The sequence below is a fragment of the Micromonospora sp. NPDC050417 genome (assembly GCF_044458865.1).
Lineage (GTDB): Bacteria > Actinomycetota > Actinomycetes > Mycobacteriales > Micromonosporaceae > Micromonospora_G.
On the sequence record NZ_JBITIH010000028.1, the window covers coordinates 36,888 to 52,778 of the forward strand.

Here is a 15,891-nt window from a genome sequence, read left to right on the forward strand (position 1 = left end):
CGCTGGGCATGAACGGCATTCTGTCGGTGGCCACCGACAGAATGCCGTTCGAGTCCGACGAACGTCAGTGGATCATCACTGGCGCCGCCACGCGGTCACCACCGTCAGCGTCCGGGCCGACCGGCGGCTGCGTCTGCGGGCGCTTGCGGGGCAGGAACGCGACCGGGATGAACGTCGCCAGGACCAGCGCGAATCCGACCCAGAACGTCGTGGCGAACGAGTCGGCCACGAACTCCAGGCCACTTTGGAGGAGCGACGGCTCCAGTGGCAACTGCGCACCGTGCTGGTTGGCGATCGCCGCGCCGGCCTCGGTGATCGGTTCGCCGGTGTGCGGGTCGTTCAGGCCCGGGATCGGGGCCGAACCGTTCAGCTGGCTGGTGAGGATCACCGACATGATCGCGGCACCGATGGAGCTGCCGATCTGCTGGAGGATGTTCACCAACGTGGAGCCCCGCGCCACCTCGTGACTGGTCAGCGTACGCAGTGCCGACGTCATGATCGGCATCATCGTGCCGCCCATGCCCAGGCCCATCACGAACAGCGAACCGCACAGCAGCAGGTACGAGGTGTCCGTACCGACCTGCGTGAACGCGAAGAACCCGGCGGCGATGAGCGCCATCGCGAACGGCACGGTGCGTCCGACCGGGATCTTGTCGGCCAGGGCGCCGGCGATCGGCATCGTCAGCATCGCCCCGATGCCCTGCGGCGCCATCAGCAGACCGGCGTGCAGGGTGGACTCACCCCGGACCTGGAGAAAGTAGCTCGGGAAGAGCAGGCCGGCACCCATGAACGCGATGATGAACACGAACAGCGAGAGCGACGCCACCGTGAGGTTGCGGTTACGGAACAGTCGAAGATCGAGCAGAGGGTGCCTCGGCTTGAAGGAGTACAGGACGAAGCCGGCCACCAGGACAGCCCCGAGCAGCAGGGTGACCCAGACCTTCGGGGTGGCGATCGTGCCGGTCTCGGGCAACGACGAGATGCCGTAGAGGAAGAGCGCCAACCCCGGCGAGAGCATCAACATGCCCACGAAGTCGAACGACTCGGACGGCTCCGCATTGTCCTTCGGCAGCGCGAAGAAGGCGTACACGAGCGCGATCGCACCGATGGGGACGTTGATCAGGAAGATCCAGTGCCAGCTCGCCGCGTCGATCAGCCAGCCACCGAGGATCGGTCCGCCGATCGGGCCGAGCAGCATCGGAATGCCGAGTACCGCCATCAGCCGTCCGATGCGCTCCGGGCCGGCCGCGCGGGTCATGATCGTCATGCCGAGCGGCATGAGCATGCCCCCGCCGAGCCCCTGAAGCACCCGGTAACCGATGAGCTCCCCGATCGAGTCGGCCGTGGCGCAGAGCGCGGAGCCGAGCGTGAACAGCAGCAGCGCGAGCATGTACAGCCGCTTGGTGCCGAACCGGTCGGCAGCCCAGCCGCTGAGTGGGATCACCGTGGCGAGGGCCAGGGTGTAACCGGTCATGGTCCAGGCGACCTCGGCGTACGTGGCGTCGAACTCGCTCTGGAAGGTCGGCAGCGCGACGCTGACGACGGTGATGTCGAGGATCGACATGATCGCGCCGAGCACGACCACACCGGCAATCTTGAGGACGGCGCCATCGAGTTTGTTCGGCACCGCTACGGCTTGTGTCGTCACATGACTCTCCAGGTCCAGCTGGCCGTTGGGGAATGTCGACCCAGTGCGTGTCAAGCTACGGAGGCTGCGCGGAGTCCCATGGCGACCAGGTCCGCCGGCCGCCGGTTTCCGGACCCAGAATCACAGACCCTATTGACCGCACGGCTAGCTCCCCGCGAAGACGTGTGCGGACTCACCCACCGGCCGATGTCGAATGTCGACCGGCAGGCTCCGTCGACCTGTACCATGCCGAGGTTCAGGACGAGCCCCGTCGCGCTGCGGTTTCCGTCGCACCGACGCACGCGCGGACCCGGACCGTACGACGGCGTCAGGACGCCGAAATTGTGGTGCGGCCACGTACCAGAGGCTGGGCCTTCGTCCAGAGTCTCCTTGCCAACGACCGAACGGATGGAGCGCGGCGATCGGACATCAGCTCCTCGACCACCGCTGGGAGGGCACGCCGGTGTCACAGGTCGACTGCTGGACCAGGGCGCCGTTGCTCGTACCCGTCGCCACCACGTCCAGACACTTGCCGCTGCTGCCGTTCACCAGTTGCTGGTTGGCGTTGAAGGTGAACCGCTGGGCGGGGGTGGTGTTGCAGGTGGTGAGCTGGATCGCCGCACCGTCGTCGCTCGACGCGGCGAGCACGTCCATGCACCTGTCGAGCAGTCTGATGCTGCCATCCGGGGCGAAGGTCCAGGACTGGTTCCGGGTACGGCTGGCGCCGCAGTCCCAGATCCGCAGTCGGACCGGGTCGGGTGAGTCGGGGTTCGCCACGTCCAGGCATCGACCGCTCGCCTTGCCTCTGATCTGGTCGCCGGGGAGGTTGGGGGTGGCGCTCGGTGTTGCCGAACTGCTCACACTTGGTCGCGTCGGCGATGTGGTGCCGGGGGCCGGTGCCGGCCGGAAGCCAGCGGTGATCCGCTGGAAGTCGCGTTCGTTGCTGGCCCAGAGGGACTCGGGAGTCGACCAGGCGATGGTGTAGCCGCGCTGCTTCGCTGTCACGAAGGTGCGCTGGCGTACGTGGGCCGGCTTGCCGACCGCGCTGGTGTAGGTCCACTCCCAGTCGGCGGCGGCCAGGTGGTAGGTGACCCCGACGAGCGCGACCCGCCGGTAGTCCCGGTACTGCCCGCCCGTGGGCCTGCTCTTCTCCCGGGCGGTCAGTTCGGCGAGGGGGTCCGGCTTGGGCGCCTCCGTCTGGCTGACCTCCAGCAGGCGGTCGCCGTCGGGCTCCCGGAACTCGACCCGGGAGCCGTTGCGGCGGATCTGCCACTCCTGCGGCACCGGCAGACTGAATCCGGTGCTGTCGGTGTGGACGGTCCAGGTCAGCGATGACGCTGTGCTGTTCGCGTCCGGCGTCGTGAGGGGCGACTGCATACCTCTCGGTTCGCCGCTGGGCAGGGCCGAGTCGCTCTCGCCGCTGTTCGGGCGGCCACGGCTGGCCAGCGGTACGGCGACCGCGACTCCGACCAGCAGCAGAGCGGCGAGGGTGCCGAGCAGTAGTCCACGTCGCGTTCGGCGGGTCCGTGAACCGGACACCTCATCCGGGGAGCCAGCGGCACCGACGGAGTCCGTGGTGGTCACCGGCACGGTGTTCGCGGCCTCGGCCGGCGCGATGTTCGTAGCCTCGGCCGGCGCGATGTTCGTGGCCTCGGTCGACATGGTGTTCGTAGCCTCGGCCGGCGCGATGTTCGTGGCGTCGGTCGGCTGGGTGAGGGCCGCCGGTCTCTCTTCGAGGGGTCCGCCGACGATCCGGCGCAGCATCCGCTCGGCGGTCGCGATGTCGATCCGGGCCGCCGGGTCCTTGCGGAGCAGACCCTCCAGCACCGGGGCCAGCGGTCCGGCGTGTGTCGCCACCGGCGGCGGCTCGGTGACGAGCGCGGTCAGGCTCATCAGACTGGACGGCCGCGCGTACGGCGAGCGGCCCTCCACCGCGGCGTAGAGCGTGGTGCCGAGTGACCAGAGGTCCCCCTCCGGCCCGACGATGCCCGACATCGCCCGCTCCGGCGAGACGTACGCGGGTGAGCCGAGGACCACGCCGCTGAGGGTCAGGCTCGTGTCCTCGACGGCGGTAGCCAGCCCGAAGTCGGTGAGGACGATCCGGCCGTCGACGCCGAGCAGTACGTTGGCCGGCTTCACGTCGCGGTGCATGATGCCCGACCGGTGAGCCGCGCGCAGTGCGCCGAGCAGGCCCAGTCCGATCTCGGCTGCCCGTACGGGCGGGAGCGGCCCGTCGGTGCTGATCGTTTCGTACAGGGAGCGGGAGGGGATGTACTCCATGACGATCCACGGCTCGCCACCGCTGGTCAGGACGTCGAAGACCCGGACCACGTTGGGGTGGTCGAGCCGGGCGATCGCACGCGCCTCACGCAGTGAACGTTCGCGCAGTTCCTGCCGCGACTCGTCGGTCAGGCCGGGTGGCGCGACGATTTCCTTGACCGCCACGTCGCGCTGGAGCATCTCGTCCCGGGCCCGCCAGACGCGACCCATTCCACCCTGACCTATTCGTTCTACCAGAACGTACCGATCAGTAATATGGCGCGGTAGTGTCTCCCCCATTCCGTAGACGGTACCCGTATGGCCGATCGGTCGATTCTGGCAGGCAATGTCACATCTTTGGTAATCAATTCCGTGGACAATTGTGGTCGCGTCGCTACGCTTTGCCACACTGATTGCCGGCGCCATCCACCATTGTGGTGAATCCGAAAGGTCGCGCCTCTTCGACAGAAAAGCCCTCTGCCGGACGCTTCGGACGGGCTGTTCCGGCCCGGCCTCAGGCTCCGACGGGTTTCCAGATCGTCGCCTGCACCAGCAGGGTCGGATTGCCGTAAATCCGCGGCTCGGTGAAGGCCGTGACCCGGATCCACGCGACGGTCCCCTGAGTGGAGACGACGCAGATGTTGCGTCCGACCTCCGGCTTCTCGTGCTGTCCCAGTGCCTGCAACTCCACCTTCGCCAGGCACTGGTCAACCGTCACATCACCGGCCGGCACGTACCCGACCCGGGCGAACTCGCCGGTGTGCAACGTGGAGAACTCGCCGTAGGAGTCGTACTCGAGGTCGGCATGGGTTCCCGCCTCGACGTCGTCCACATAACTCGGCACCTGGAACACCCGTGGCGGGTCCACGTCCAGCCAGGTCGACGTGCCGACAGCGGGCGCGGGCATCCTGAGCTCCTCGGTCACCGGGTCCGCGTACGCCGATCCGGTCGGCGCGGCGGCGGGGCCGGTGCTCGTCGCACCGGACGCCGAAGGGGTGGACGGGCCGGCGGACGCGGGATTCGGCGGACCGGGAGCCGAAGCACTCGCTGCCTGCGGTGACGGCTGCTGCGACCCGCCGGGAGTGTCCGGTCGCTGATAGACGAGAGCGACGATCGCGACGACGACGCCCACGACGGTGAACAGCCCGGAAACCCCCACCCACCAGGGCGCGGAGTGCCAACGGGTACGGACCGCGGGCGCGGAGGAGGGTTCTGTCGGGTGGTTACCGGTGTCCGCCACAGCTCGTCTCCTGTCGACGGCGATCACTCTATGAGAAACGGGGCCGAGCCGCCGACCGTCCTCGGCTCCGCCGGCCCGCCGTGACCAGTTCCGGCAGCAGCACGGCAGCGGCTCGTCGAACTCCACGACGCGCCGGCAGTCCGCTTCGTAGACTCGCCGCATGGCGGAGATCGTCCAGTTGCTGGCCTCGCCCGTGCACCGCTACCAGGGCCGCCCGGCGGACGGCCCGGCGCCGGCGGCGCCGAACGAGCTCGTCGAGGAGATTCGGATCCGGGCGGATCTCGGCGTCGTCGGCGACCGATACTTCGGCAAGCCGGCCCACCGCGACGCGAGCGTCACCGTGATCGCACGGGAGTCCCTGCCACCCGGCGTCGATCTGCGCCAGGTCCGACGCAACGTCCTTGTCGCCGGCATCGACGTGGACGACCTGGTCGGCACCGTGCTGGTCCTGGACTCGGGGGACGGACCGGTCAGGCTGCGGGTCAACCGACGGGCACACCCCTGCGCCTGGATGGACGTCGCCATCGCCCCGGGAGCCTGGCGGGAGCTGCGCGGCAAGGGCGGCGTCCGCTGCCGGCCGTTGGACGACGGTGTCCTACGTGTCGGCCCGGTCGATGTCACGATCGTCGAGCACAGCGATTGAAGGACCGAATTCCGCTACGCGTACGGATGATTATCGATCGCGGACCAGGTCCGTACGGTCTGGTCGTGAACGGTCGGACCGGCCTGGGGGATCGTTCCGCGTACATCAGGCTTTGACCTTTTGTCCGGTACGCCCCGTCGGTGGGCTGGGTCAGGTCGACGACAGCTCGTGATGTTCACCGCCAAGACAACGGATCATTGGTGGATGGAGGCCGGAGTGGATAACTTCGAGCCCCGAGGCGCGGGGCAACGGACGGAGGCCGGATGACTGGCGGCAATGCTGATTACCGCTATACGAACACAGCGGTACTGTCAGTGACGGCCCTGGAGGCACCGGTCATCGTGACCTCTGATCAGATCGACGAGGAGTTGAGCGAGACCCTCCAGCGGTTGCGGCTGCGCCCGGGGATGCTCCAGCGAATCGCCGGCATCCAGGAGCGGCGTTGGTGGCCCGAGGGCTTCAGCTTCGCCGACGGGGCGGCGATGGCCGGGGCGAAGGCGCTGTCGGAGGCCGGCGTCGACGCACGCGACGTCGGCCTGCTGATCAACACATCGGTGTCCCGAGCGCATCTGGAGCCGTCGACGGCGGTCGCCATCCACCACGCGCTGGAGCTGCCGCAGTCGGCCTTGAACTTCGACATCGCCAACGCCTGCCTCGGATTCGTCAACGGGATCCAGGTCGCGGCGAACATGATCGACGCGGGGCAGATCCGGTACGCGCTGATCGTCGCGGGTGAGAGTTCGCGGCAGGCCCAGCAGGCGACGATCGACCGCCTGCGCCTCCCCGACGCCACCCGGGCCGACATCCGGGAGCAGTTCGCCACGTTGACCCTCGGTTCGGGCGCGGCGGCGATGGTGCTCGCCGCCGCCGACACACACCCACGCGGCCACCGCCTGATCGGCGGTGTCGGCCGCGCGGCTACCCAGCACCACGAGCTGTGTGTCGGAGACAACACGAGAATGCGTACCGACGCGAAGGGTCTGCTCGACGCGGGTGTCGACCTGGCGGAGGCGACCTGGGCCCACGCCGGGCAGTGGGACTGGCAGAACATGGACCTGTACGTGATGCACCAGGTGTCGGTGGCCCACACGAGCGCCGTCGTCGACCGGCTCGGCCTCGACCCGCGCCGGGTTCCGGCGACGTTCCCACTACTGGGGAATGTCGGACCCGCGTCGCTGCCACTGACCCTGGCGCACCACGCCGACTCGCTCAGCTCCGGTGACCGGGTGCTGTGCATGGGAGTCGGCTCCGGCCTGAACACCTGCGCGCTGGAAATCGTGTGGTGAGCGGTCACCACGAGGTGCTGCCGCCCGTACTGCCCGGACTGGATCGTGCCTGGTCCCGATCGGTGACCGCGCTGGACAGCCAGGGCGTGGAACGCACCTGGCATGTGCTGGACACCGGCAGCACCCCCCAGCAGGTTGGCACGCTGCTGTGCGTACACGGCAACCCCACCTGGTCGTACCTGTGGCGGCACCTGCTGGCCCGGTTCAGCCGGCCCGACGCGCTGCCGTGGCGGGTGGTCGCCGTCGACCACCTCGACATGGGGTTCTCCGAGCGCACCGGCACGGTACGGGGACTGGCGCAGCGGATCGCCGACCTCGGTACGGTGACCGACGCCCTGGACCTGACCGGGCCGGTGATCACGGTCGGGCACGACTGGGGCGGGGCCATCTCGCTGGGCTGGGCGCTGCGCCACCGGGAGCAGCTACGCGGCGTGGTGCTGACCAATACGGCGGTCCACCAGCCGAGCGGATCGCCAGCGCCCGCGCTCATCCGACTCGCCGGACTGCCCGGCGTACTACCGGCGGTGACCGTCCGGACCCCGACGTTCCTGCGGGCAACCCTCGCGCTGGCCAACCCACGACTGCCGGAGCCGGTCCGGGAGGGCTACCTCGCTCCGTACCGGACGCCCGACCGACGGGCGGCGATCGGCGGGTTCGTCGCCGACATCCCGCTCAGCCCACAACACCCGAGCTGGCCCGCGCTGCAAGAGGTCGCGCAACGCCTGGAGACGCTGGCGGAAGTGCCGACCCTGCTGCTGTGGGGACCGCGCGACCCGGTCTTCGGCGACGCGCACCTACGGGACCTGCGTACCCGGCTGCCACACGCGCAACTGCACCGGTTCGAGGGGGCGGGCCACCTGCTCGCCGAGGACGCCGATGTCGCCGGTGCGGTCACCCAGTGGCTGACCGACCTCGACCGGCCCAGCCCCGCCCCGATCCCGACGACGACGCCGGAACCCACGGTGGCATGGCGTCCGCTGTGGGCGGCGTTGGCGGAGCGCTCCGACGACCGGTCCGTCGCGCTCGTCGAGCTCGCCCACCGGGGCCGAGAGGTGAGCTGGTCGCTGCTGTGGCGTCGGATCCAGGAGATCGCGGCCGGGCTGGCCTCCTCAGGGGTACGTCGCGGCGACCGGGTGGCGCTGCTCGTACCGCCCGGCGCCGACCTGACCGCCGCCGTCTACGCGTGCCTGCGCATCGGTGCCGTGATCGTGGTAGCCGACCCGGGGCTAGGACTGGCCGGCATGAACCGGGCCCTGCGCAGCGCCGCCCCCGCACACCTCATCGCCGTCGACCGCGCCCTCGCCCTCGCCCGGGTCCTGCGCTGGCCGGGACGGCGGTTCGGGGCGGGGCCCGGCGCCGCCGTACTGGGTGCGCCGACCCTGGGCCGGCTCGCTCGTCTGGGCGCTGGCGACCGCGAGCTGCCCCCGGCGCCCGAACCGGACGACGACGCGGCGGTGCTCTTCACCTCCGGCTCCACCGGGCCGGCGAAGGGCGCGGTCTACACCCACCGCCAGCTCGCCGCGATACGTGACGCACTGTCCGAACTCGGCCTGGGCGCCGATGCGCGAATCGTGGCGGCGTTCGCGCCGTTCGCACTTTTCGGGCCGGCCCTCGGTGCCGCCTCGGCGATCCCGGACATGAGGGCAACCGCGCCGCGGACGTTGACCGCGACCGCCCTCGCCGAAGCGACAGCCGCGATCGACGCCTCGGCGGTGTTCGCCTCACCAGCGGCGTTGCGCAACGTGGTCGAGACCGGAGACACTCTGGACGCCCGGCAGCGCACCGCGCTGGAAGGGGTCACCCTGCTGCTCAGCGCGGGCGCGCCGGTACCCGCCGCACTGCTCACGCGGGCGCAGACGCTGATGCCCAAGGCGCAGCCACACACCCCGTACGGGATGACCGAGGTCCTGCCGGTCAGCGACATCACCCTCGACGAGATCGTCCACGCCGGACCGGGTGACGGCGTCTGCGTCGGCCTGCCGTTGCCCGGTGTGCGGGTGGCGATCGCCGCCCTGGACACGACCGGCGTGCCCGCCGAGCAGCCCGACGACACTCCCGGGCCGACCGGCGAGATCATGGTCAGGGCCGCGCACGTGAAGGACCGCTACGACGCCCTCTGGCTCACCGAGCGGGCCAGCTCCCGCACCCCGGGCTGGCACCGCACCGGAGACGTCGGCTACCTGGACCCGGACGGCAAGCTGTGGGTACAGGGCAGGCTGGCCCATGTGATCGTCACCTCGGAGGGTGTGCTCACCCCGGTCGGGATCGAGCAGCAGGTGGAATCGTTGCCGCAGGTCGCGCGGGCCGCCGTGGTCGGTGTGGGACCGCGAGGTGCGGCGCAGGTCGTGGTCATCGTCGAAACCCTGCCCCCCGTACGCCGGGCCAGGCTCGCGAGCCGGGAACTGGCCGACGCGGTACGCGCGGTGGCCACACCACCGGTGGTGGCCGTGTTGGTTGTCCCGTCGATGCCCACGGACATCAGACACAACTCGAAGATTGACCGCACCCGGTTGAGCCGATGGGCGGAACGGGTGGTCGCCGGCGGGAGACTCGACGGATGGTGAAGGTCCTTGTCACCGGTGCCAGCGGCATGCTCGGCGGCGCCGTCGCCACCGCCCTGGTGCTGCGCGGCGACAAGGTCCGCGTCCTACAGCGCCGACCCAGCGGCCTGACCGGGGTCGACGAGCAGCGCGGCGACATCACCGATCCGGTCGCCGTACGCACGGCCATGGAGGGCGTCGACGCGGTGATCCACCTGGCCGCGAAGGTGTCGATGACCGGCGCGTGGCCCCTGTTTCAACAGACCAACATCGGCGGCACAGCCACGCTGCTCGACGTCGCCCGGGCGGCTGGCGTGACGCGGTTCGTGCAGGTTTCCTCGCCATCGGTCGCCCACCACGGCACCGCCCTGGTCGGCGCCGGTGCCGACCCAGCCGATCCGGACCGGACCCGGGGCAACTACGCCCGTAGCAAAGCCTGCGCCGAGTTGCTCGCGTTGGCGGCCGACTCGCCGGGCTTCTCCGTCGTGGCGGTCCGCCCGCATCTCGTCTGGGGGCCGGGTGACACCCAGTTGGTCGCCCGAGTCGTCGAGCGAGCCCGGTCCGGACGACTGGCCCTGGTCGGCAACGGCACCGCCCTCATCGACACCACGTACGTGAGCAACGCCGCCGACGCCATCGTCGCCGCACTGGACCGGGCTCCCGAGGCCGCCGTACACGGGCAGGCTTTTGTGGTGACCAACGGCGAGCCTCGGACGGTGGCCGAGCTGGTCGACCGCATCTGCGCCGCCTCGGGGGCACCGTCACCGAGGCTACGGGTGCCGGTGGGCGTGGCGAAGGCAGGCGGCGCCGCGGTCGAGCGCCTCTGGTCGGCGCTGCGGCGGACCGAGGAACCACCGATGACGCGCTTCCTGGCCGAACAGTTGTCCACCGCGCACTGGTTCGACCAACGGCGGACCCGGGAAGCACTCTGCTGGTCGCCGACGGTGAGCCTGGATGAGGGATTCGCCCGGCTGGCCCTCGCGTACCGCTCGCCGGAACGGAACTCTCGTTAGGACACACCGGCCCCGCCGAAGCCGGCCAGCCGTTTGCTCCACGTCGGCGGCCGGCCGGACCGGCAGGACGGTGCCTCCGAACCAGAGCGGTTTGCCGGCGACGCCGGGTCAACGGACCGGAGCCGCCAGCACCACTCGGGTCAGTCGCGTGCCTTGATCACCTCGTAGAGAGCGGTCCAGTCGCTGGTGCCGTGGCCGGCGGCGACGGCACGCTCGTAGTGCGACTTCACGGCCCTGGGTAGCTCAAGGTCGACGCCGGCCTGCTCGCTGGTACGCAGGATGTGGTCGGCCGTCGCTCCCATCATCAACACAGTGCTCAGGTCACCGGGATGTTCACCGGCCTCCAGCCGACGAGCGGTCTCCTCGGCCCCGTCGCCGATCATCGCCGGAACGCCGGCAAGAAAGGTCAGCGCACCGGGCAGGAACTCCGCCGCCGGGACACCAGCCGAGGTGACGAGCGCCGTGGCGTGGAGCAGGCTCGACAGCGTGCTGAGGAACACGTCCAGGTACGCCTGGTAGAAGAGCTGTGCCAGCCCCGGGTCAACGCCGAGGTACCTCGGTTCACCGATCAACCTCAACACCGGTTCGTGGGTCTCGAACACGTCCTCGGGTCCGCTGTAGAACACGTACGCGTCCGGGGTTCCGACCACGGGAGCGGGCACCATCACCCCGCCGGTCAGGAAGCGTGCCCCGTGTTTCGCCGCCCAGTCCGAGGCCACACGGGACAGTTCGGGGGTGTCGGAGCTGAGGTTGACGATGACCCTGCCAGCCAGGACATCCCGGTGCTCGTCGTCGGCGAGCGTCGGACCGAGGATGTCGTACATCGCCTGATAGTCGGTGAGGCTGAAAATGGTCAGGTCGCTCGCGGCGACGGCGGTCATCGGGGTGGGCGCGAGGGTGGCGCCCGCGGCGACGAGGTCCGCCGCACGGCTCGGCGTACGGTTCCACACCGTCACGGGATGCCCGGCTGCGATCAGCCTGGCAGCCATTGCGCGGCCCATCGGCCCAAGGCCGATCACCGTCACCGGGCTGAGGTCGGCTGTGGGGGTCATCGGACGCTCCTCAGTTCCTCGAAAACACGGTCGGAGCCCTGCGATGCGTGCCCGGCATCGATCTGCCGGCGTACGAGGTCGTGCACGGGACGCAGCACCTCGACGCTCACCCCCTGGTCGATGCTCGCCTGCACTATCGCGTCGAGTGCGACCTGGGTGAACTCCAGACTCTGCTGGCCCTCGCCGGCGTAGTCCCGGGCGTCGATGATGGCGGCGGCACTTGCGAAGGACCCGGTCATGGCCGCGAGAAACGGTGCCGCCCGGCTGGCGAACTCCCTCGCGGGCACCCCTTCCGACCCGACCATCGCCGCCCCCTGCTTGAAGCCGGCGAACATCGTGTACATGCCAGCGAGGAGCGCCAGGTCATAAAGGGAAGCCATGCCGGCGTCGGTCCCGAAGTAACTGTTCTCGCCCCAGAGGTCGAGCAGGGGGCGGTGCTGTTCGAAGGCGGTGGTCGCGGGCCTGGCTCGGCGTCGTGGTCGTGACGTTGACGAGGGTACGACCGGACAGGCGCGCGGCGACCGGATCGAGCACGTCGTGCACCGATCGGTGATCGAGCAGGCATGCCACGATCACCCCGTCACCCTCGACGGCCTCCTCGACGGTGCGGGCGACGATGGCACCGCGCCCGGCGAGGCGCTCTGCCCGATGAGGTGTGCGGTTCCACACGATGATGGTTCTGTCGGCGTCCAGCGAGGCCGTCGCGAGCGCACCGCCCATCGCCCCCAGTCCCAGGAACGTGGTGTTGCAGGTCATCAGGTCTTCCTTCGACTTTGTCCGATGGTCCGAACTGGCGCGCCGCTGGCAATGCTCCGCCCGCACTCCCCTGTCGAACAAGTACCTACTAATTTGTTCAATACTCACTTCGAGGTAAGTATTAGGCGGGACCAGGGATATCTCGGGAGGATCCGATGACAGCGGGTGCGAGACGCGGGCCGTACATCTGCGGCATCGACGCCGCCATGGACGTGGTGTCGGGAAAGTGGAAGTCGCTCATCCTGTGGGAACTGGCCAGCTATGGCGCGCGCCGTTTCGGCGAGCTGAAGCGTGGCCTGCCCGGCGTGAGCGAGAAGATGCTCATCCAGCACCTGCGCGAGATGGAGGAGGACGGGCTGGTCGACCGCGAGGTGTACCGCCAGGTCCCGCCGAGGGTGGAGTATTCCCTCACCGAACACGGCAGGTCGCTCAACGAAGCCCTGGGGCCGCTCGGTGAGTGGGGAACCGCCCGATCCGCGCGCCTCGCCGCCGAGGAAGCTGCCGTGTCCGCATGACGGAGTGGGGCTGGTCTGGGCACGCGGACCTCTTCGAGCAGCGGGACGAGTTGCCGGCTGCCGGGCGCCGAGAGAATCGTCTCGGCGCCCGGTCGAGAGACTAGGCACGGTTCATGACGCCATCCGGCAGGTCTGGGCGTCGGAACGGCGTGCCGATCAGGAGGCGAAACTGATGACTGCCTCGGCGCCGATGGTGGGGTCACTCTCGTCGATCGCCACGATGCCGCATTCGGTGACCGCACAGTTCACTGAGGCGGGCGTCTGATCGGGGGCCAATCCGGTGAACTCACGGCGAACGGTGAAGGTCGACGTGGCGTTGCCGTTCTCGTCCACCGTCGCCAGTGCGGCCGCGCCGATGTCGCAGACCGGCCCGGTGTAACCACACTGCACCAGAAATACGGTGTGGCCCGCAGTGAAGTTCGCCAGATCCAATTCCACCGTCTGGCCGTCCGTCAACGCGGTAGCTGGCGAGACAGCGAGTTGCGGCGGGGCTTCGCTTGCGTGTGCGGTGCTCGGTACGAGGAGCGACAGAGACGCGATTGATGCGGCAACAGCAGCGCGGAGCATGTGTTCCTCCTTCACCTCGGGTGGTTTTTGGCAGCAGGCCGGCCCGACGTCGGGCTACACGGGTTCCACCAGCCTGAGTGACGGTTCGGGAAACGGAGACCGAGACGGCCTATCGACCTGATCGACGTCGGCACAAAAGAGCTAAACATGCACAACGACTGATGTCAATGCCACATCATTTCGTCACATTGCATGGCGTACGCATTGCGAGTGGTCTCGGGGGTGGCGTTCAGACCGTTGCGGATGCTACGCGATACAAGTGAGCGCGACTGCCGGACCGACCTCGCGGCAGGCTTTGTTGTCATGATCCGAAGGTATGTCTACTGCGATCACCCGCACGGATTCCCCATATGCCAGGGTCCCCGCCTCGATGCTTGCCGGTCAGACCGGTTCGGTCAGGCGGAGCACAGCGACAGCAGGAGAAATCCGATCGGATCGACACACCAGCCCCATCGGCAGGGGCGGCAGATGGCGATACACGTGGCGGCAGCATTCCGGCAGCTTGGGAGCGGAACTGCCGGCCGCGGCGCGCTCTTCAGGCCCACGGACCGCGCAGGCGGGTATTCATCGATCGGCAGACGTATCCGCCGAAACGGCGGGCGGAGACCCACGGCGCCGCCCCGGCACCTGGGAGTTCGCGATCATGCTGACCACGCCGACCGTCACCCTCGCCGGCACCCGGCCCACCCGCCTCGCCATCGCCGCAGCCACCGCCCCCTGTCGCCGCGATCCGGTTGCCGTCAGCCCACACGGCATCCGCCGTCTCCCGAGGCACACAGCCCAACCCGCCGTGTGGCCTTTCGTCCAATTTGCCACCTGGTCCCACGTACGCCGTTTCTGCCAAGTCCACGCTCACAGCCACAATGGGCGAAGACGAAGATCAATTAACAAAGTAAACGTTCCTGAAACACCGGCTGAGCTGGGGAAATCAACCTACATGCCCGCTCCGAGGCAGGCTTGGGCCGCCCCGGTAGGTGAAGAGACATGTATGATCTATTGCGCCGGCGCTGCAATCTACATCGAAGCTCGCAGACACGACGACGGGGGAAGTCACGTGAGCCGACACGGAATTGCGTCACCACCAGTGCAAATTTTCGGGTCAACGGATGACCGGACTCCGAGACCAGTGGTATGGGACGGCCACTCGCCCGCGCTAAGATTTGGCCTGCTCGGCCCCGTGGTGGTCTGGAGCGCCGATCCGAGCCGTAACGAGGGCGTCGAGCGGAGGCTCTCGGAAAACAAGGCCCGAGGTACGCTTGCTATTTTGTTGTTGCGGGCAAACCAGTTTGTGACCCAGACGCAATTGAGTCAACTGCTGTGGGACACCCCGCCGGACTCGGCGCGTTCGAATATTCGATCTTACGTAGCCCGGGTACGCAAGGCGCTCGACTTCGCCGATCCGAACGTGCCGAGACTCTCGTCGGTCAAGCGGGGCGGGCAGTCAGATGGCGGTTCATACCGCCTGCGCGTCGACCCGATGGAGTTGGACGCCGACGTGTTCGTGCGCCTCGTACGCCACGCGGGCGAGGAAACCCGCGCCGGGGCGACCACCAACGCCGCGGCAACTCTGCGACTCGCGTTGGGACTGTGGCGGGGCGACGCCGGGCACACCGATCTGGCGGTGGCCGACATCCTGCGGGCACAGCTCGACGCCCTCAACCAGCTCCGACTGGTGGCCCACGAGGACCTGCTGTCGCTCCAGCTCCGCCTCGGAGAACACCGGCTCCTGATCCCGGAAATCCGTGCCCTGCTGGCGGAGAACCCGATGCGGGAGGGCCTTTGGGCCCACCTGATGCGCGCCTACTACCGTTCCGGCGACATCGGCGCGGCCCTGAACGCGTACCAGGAATTCTGGCGGATGCTGGACCGCAATCTCGGGGTGCAGCCCGGTGCCATGCTCCAGCAATTGCACAGGTCCATTCTGCATCGCGACGACGATTCGGTGTAGCACCCGAGCGCGTCCACTCTCCACATCTTCGCGACACGACGGCGACTTTCGCGCCGCCGTGGCACATTGCTGTCTCAATCATCGTGTACGGCGGTCCCGGAACGGCGGCCCGCTTGCGTCCAACGCGTTCGCCATGCGATGCCGTGCCAGGATGATTTTCGCCAGCCCATCGCGGGCTGACACTCTGAATGGGAGGAACGGAATGACCGCACCAGCCCCGAACATCGACGACCTCATCAGCCAGATCCAGGCTGACGAGTCCAACACCGCCGCCGCGATCGACTCGATCGACGCGTCGTTCAGCGAGCTGGCCGGGGTCTCCCCCGAGGAACTCCAGAAGTTCCTCGAGGAGCAGGTCGGGATGAACCCGGACGAGGGCGTCCAGGGCACTTTCGTTTCCGTCGTCGTCACGCCTGCGACCCACTGCTAATTCAAAACCATGACT

Annotated in this window: 14 protein-coding genes; 7 read left to right on the forward strand and 7 right to left on the reverse strand. The window is 68.7% G+C overall.

The window, feature by feature from the left end; all coding sequences use genetic code 11:
• Window positions 1-64: 64 nt before the first annotated feature.
• The 3 genes from ACIBF5_RS28505 to ACIBF5_RS28515 all read right to left on the reverse strand — a co-directional run bounded on the left by ACIBF5_RS28505 (window position 65) and on the right by ACIBF5_RS28515 (window position 5,126).
• Window positions 65-1,648 (reverse strand): DHA2 family efflux MFS transporter permease subunit, encoded by a 1,584-nt coding sequence (locus ACIBF5_RS28505; protein ID WP_396815975.1) that lies wholly within the window; start codon window positions 1,646-1,648, stop codon window positions 65-67.
• Window positions 1,649-2,056: 408 nt separating this feature from the next.
• Window positions 2,057-4,186, reverse strand: a complete 2,130-nt coding sequence (locus tag ACIBF5_RS28510; protein WP_396815976.1) for a ricin-type beta-trefoil lectin domain protein — start codon at window positions 4,184-4,186, stop codon at window positions 2,057-2,059.
• Between the two features lie 214 nt (window positions 4,187-4,400).
• Entirely contained in the window at window positions 4,401-5,126 is a 726-nt protein-coding gene (locus ACIBF5_RS28515; RefSeq protein WP_396815977.1) for a hypothetical protein, read from the reverse strand.
• A gap of 160 nt (window positions 5,127-5,286) precedes the next feature.
• Between ACIBF5_RS28515 and ACIBF5_RS28520 the strand changes: the two genes are divergently transcribed.
• The 4 genes from ACIBF5_RS28520 to ACIBF5_RS28535 all read left to right on the forward strand — a co-directional run bounded on the left by ACIBF5_RS28520 (window position 5,287) and on the right by ACIBF5_RS28535 (window position 10,608).
• Window positions 5,287-5,769: a molybdenum cofactor biosysynthesis protein gene (locus ACIBF5_RS28520; RefSeq protein WP_396815978.1), complete on the forward strand. Its 483-nt coding sequence runs from the start codon at window positions 5,287-5,289 to the stop codon at window positions 5,767-5,769.
• Between the two features lie 341 nt (window positions 5,770-6,110).
• Window positions 6,111-7,055: a 3-oxoacyl-ACP synthase III gene (locus ACIBF5_RS28525; protein ID WP_396815979.1), complete on the forward strand. Its 945-nt coding sequence runs from the start codon at window positions 6,111-6,113 to the stop codon at window positions 7,053-7,055.
• Window positions 7,052-9,619: an alpha/beta fold hydrolase gene (locus tag ACIBF5_RS28530; protein ID WP_396815980.1), complete on the forward strand. Its 2,568-nt coding sequence runs from the start codon at window positions 7,052-7,054 to the stop codon at window positions 9,617-9,619. The genes ACIBF5_RS28525 and ACIBF5_RS28530 overlap by 4 nt, the downstream gene beginning before the upstream one ends.
• Window positions 9,613-10,608: an NAD-dependent epimerase/dehydratase family protein gene (locus ACIBF5_RS28535; RefSeq protein WP_396815981.1), complete on the forward strand. Its 996-nt coding sequence runs from the start codon at window positions 9,613-9,615 to the stop codon at window positions 10,606-10,608. The genes ACIBF5_RS28530 and ACIBF5_RS28535 overlap by 7 nt, the downstream gene beginning before the upstream one ends.
• A 140-nt stretch (window positions 10,609-10,748) precedes the next feature.
• On the opposite strand, the gene ACIBF5_RS28540 is transcribed toward ACIBF5_RS28535, so the two are convergent.
• From ACIBF5_RS28540 to ACIBF5_RS28550, 3 genes are read right to left on the reverse strand one after another with little or no spacing between them, the layout of a single operon-like run.
• Window positions 10,749-11,660 (reverse strand): NAD(P)-dependent oxidoreductase, encoded by a 912-nt coding sequence (locus tag ACIBF5_RS28540; RefSeq protein WP_396815982.1) that lies wholly within the window; start codon window positions 11,658-11,660, stop codon window positions 10,749-10,751.
• On the reverse strand, window positions 11,657-12,040 hold the full coding sequence (locus tag ACIBF5_RS28545) for a hypothetical protein (RefSeq protein WP_396815983.1): 384 nt from the start codon (window positions 12,038-12,040) through the stop codon (window positions 11,657-11,659). The genes ACIBF5_RS28540 and ACIBF5_RS28545 overlap by 4 nt, the downstream gene beginning before the upstream one ends.
• Window positions 12,024-12,416, reverse strand: coding sequence for an NAD(P)-binding domain-containing protein (locus ACIBF5_RS28550; RefSeq protein ID WP_396815984.1), 393 nt, complete (start codon window positions 12,414-12,416; stop codon window positions 12,024-12,026). Before ACIBF5_RS28550 ends, ACIBF5_RS28545 begins: the two co-directional genes overlap by 17 nt.
• A 155-nt stretch (window positions 12,417-12,571) precedes the next feature.
• Between ACIBF5_RS28550 and ACIBF5_RS28555 the strand changes: the two genes are divergently transcribed.
• Entirely contained in the window at window positions 12,572-12,931 is a 360-nt protein-coding gene (locus tag ACIBF5_RS28555) for a winged helix-turn-helix transcriptional regulator (protein ID WP_396815985.1), read from the forward strand.
• A gap of 156 nt (window positions 12,932-13,087) precedes the next feature.
• Here the strand turns inward: ACIBF5_RS28555 and ACIBF5_RS28560 are convergent, their stop codons facing one another.
• The gene (locus tag ACIBF5_RS28560; protein ID WP_396815986.1) at window positions 13,088-13,498 is read right to left on the reverse strand and encodes an enediyne antibiotic chromoprotein; all 411 of its coding nucleotides are present in this window, start codon (window positions 13,496-13,498) and stop codon (window positions 13,088-13,090) included.
• 1,177 nt (window positions 13,499-14,675) lie between these two features.
• Between ACIBF5_RS28560 and ACIBF5_RS28565 the strand changes: the two genes are divergently transcribed.
• Entirely contained in the window at window positions 14,676-15,446 is a 771-nt protein-coding gene (locus ACIBF5_RS28565; RefSeq protein WP_396815987.1) for a BTAD domain-containing putative transcriptional regulator, read from the forward strand.
• A gap of 202 nt (window positions 15,447-15,648) precedes the next feature.
• Window positions 15,649-15,876, forward strand: a complete 228-nt coding sequence (tvaA, locus tag ACIBF5_RS28570; RefSeq protein ID WP_396815988.1) for a thioviridamide family RiPP peptide — start codon at window positions 15,649-15,651, stop codon at window positions 15,874-15,876.
• Window positions 15,877-15,891: the final 15 nt, after the last annotated feature.

Coding starts and splice junctions, on each gene's coding strand:
- ACIBF5_RS28550 (WP_396815984.1), bottom strand. CDS start 12,416: ATGACCTGCAACACCACGTTCCTGGGACTGGGGGCGATGGGCGGTGCG.
- ACIBF5_RS28540 (WP_396815982.1), bottom strand. CDS start 11,660: ATGACCCCCACAGCCGACCTCAGCCCGGTGACGGTGATCGGCCTTGGG.
- ACIBF5_RS28510 (WP_396815976.1), bottom strand. CDS start 4,186: ATGGGGGAGACACTACCGCGCCATATTACTGATCGGTACGTTCTGGTA.
- ACIBF5_RS28545 (WP_396815983.1), bottom strand. CDS start 12,040: ATGGCTTCCCTTTATGACCTGGCGCTCCTCGCTGGCATGTACACGATG.
- ACIBF5_RS28555 (WP_396815985.1), top strand. CDS start 12,572: ATGACAGCGGGTGCGAGACGCGGGCCGTACATCTGCGGCATCGACGCC.
- ACIBF5_RS28560 (WP_396815986.1), bottom strand. CDS start 13,498: ATGCTCCGCGCTGCTGTTGCCGCATCAATCGCGTCTCTGTCGCTCCTC.
- ACIBF5_RS28520 (WP_396815978.1), top strand. CDS start 5,287: ATGGCGGAGATCGTCCAGTTGCTGGCCTCGCCCGTGCACCGCTACCAG.
- tvaA (WP_396815988.1), top strand. CDS start 15,649: ATGACCGCACCAGCCCCGAACATCGACGACCTCATCAGCCAGATCCAG.
- ACIBF5_RS28535 (WP_396815981.1), top strand. CDS start 9,613: ATGGTGAAGGTCCTTGTCACCGGTGCCAGCGGCATGCTCGGCGGCGCC.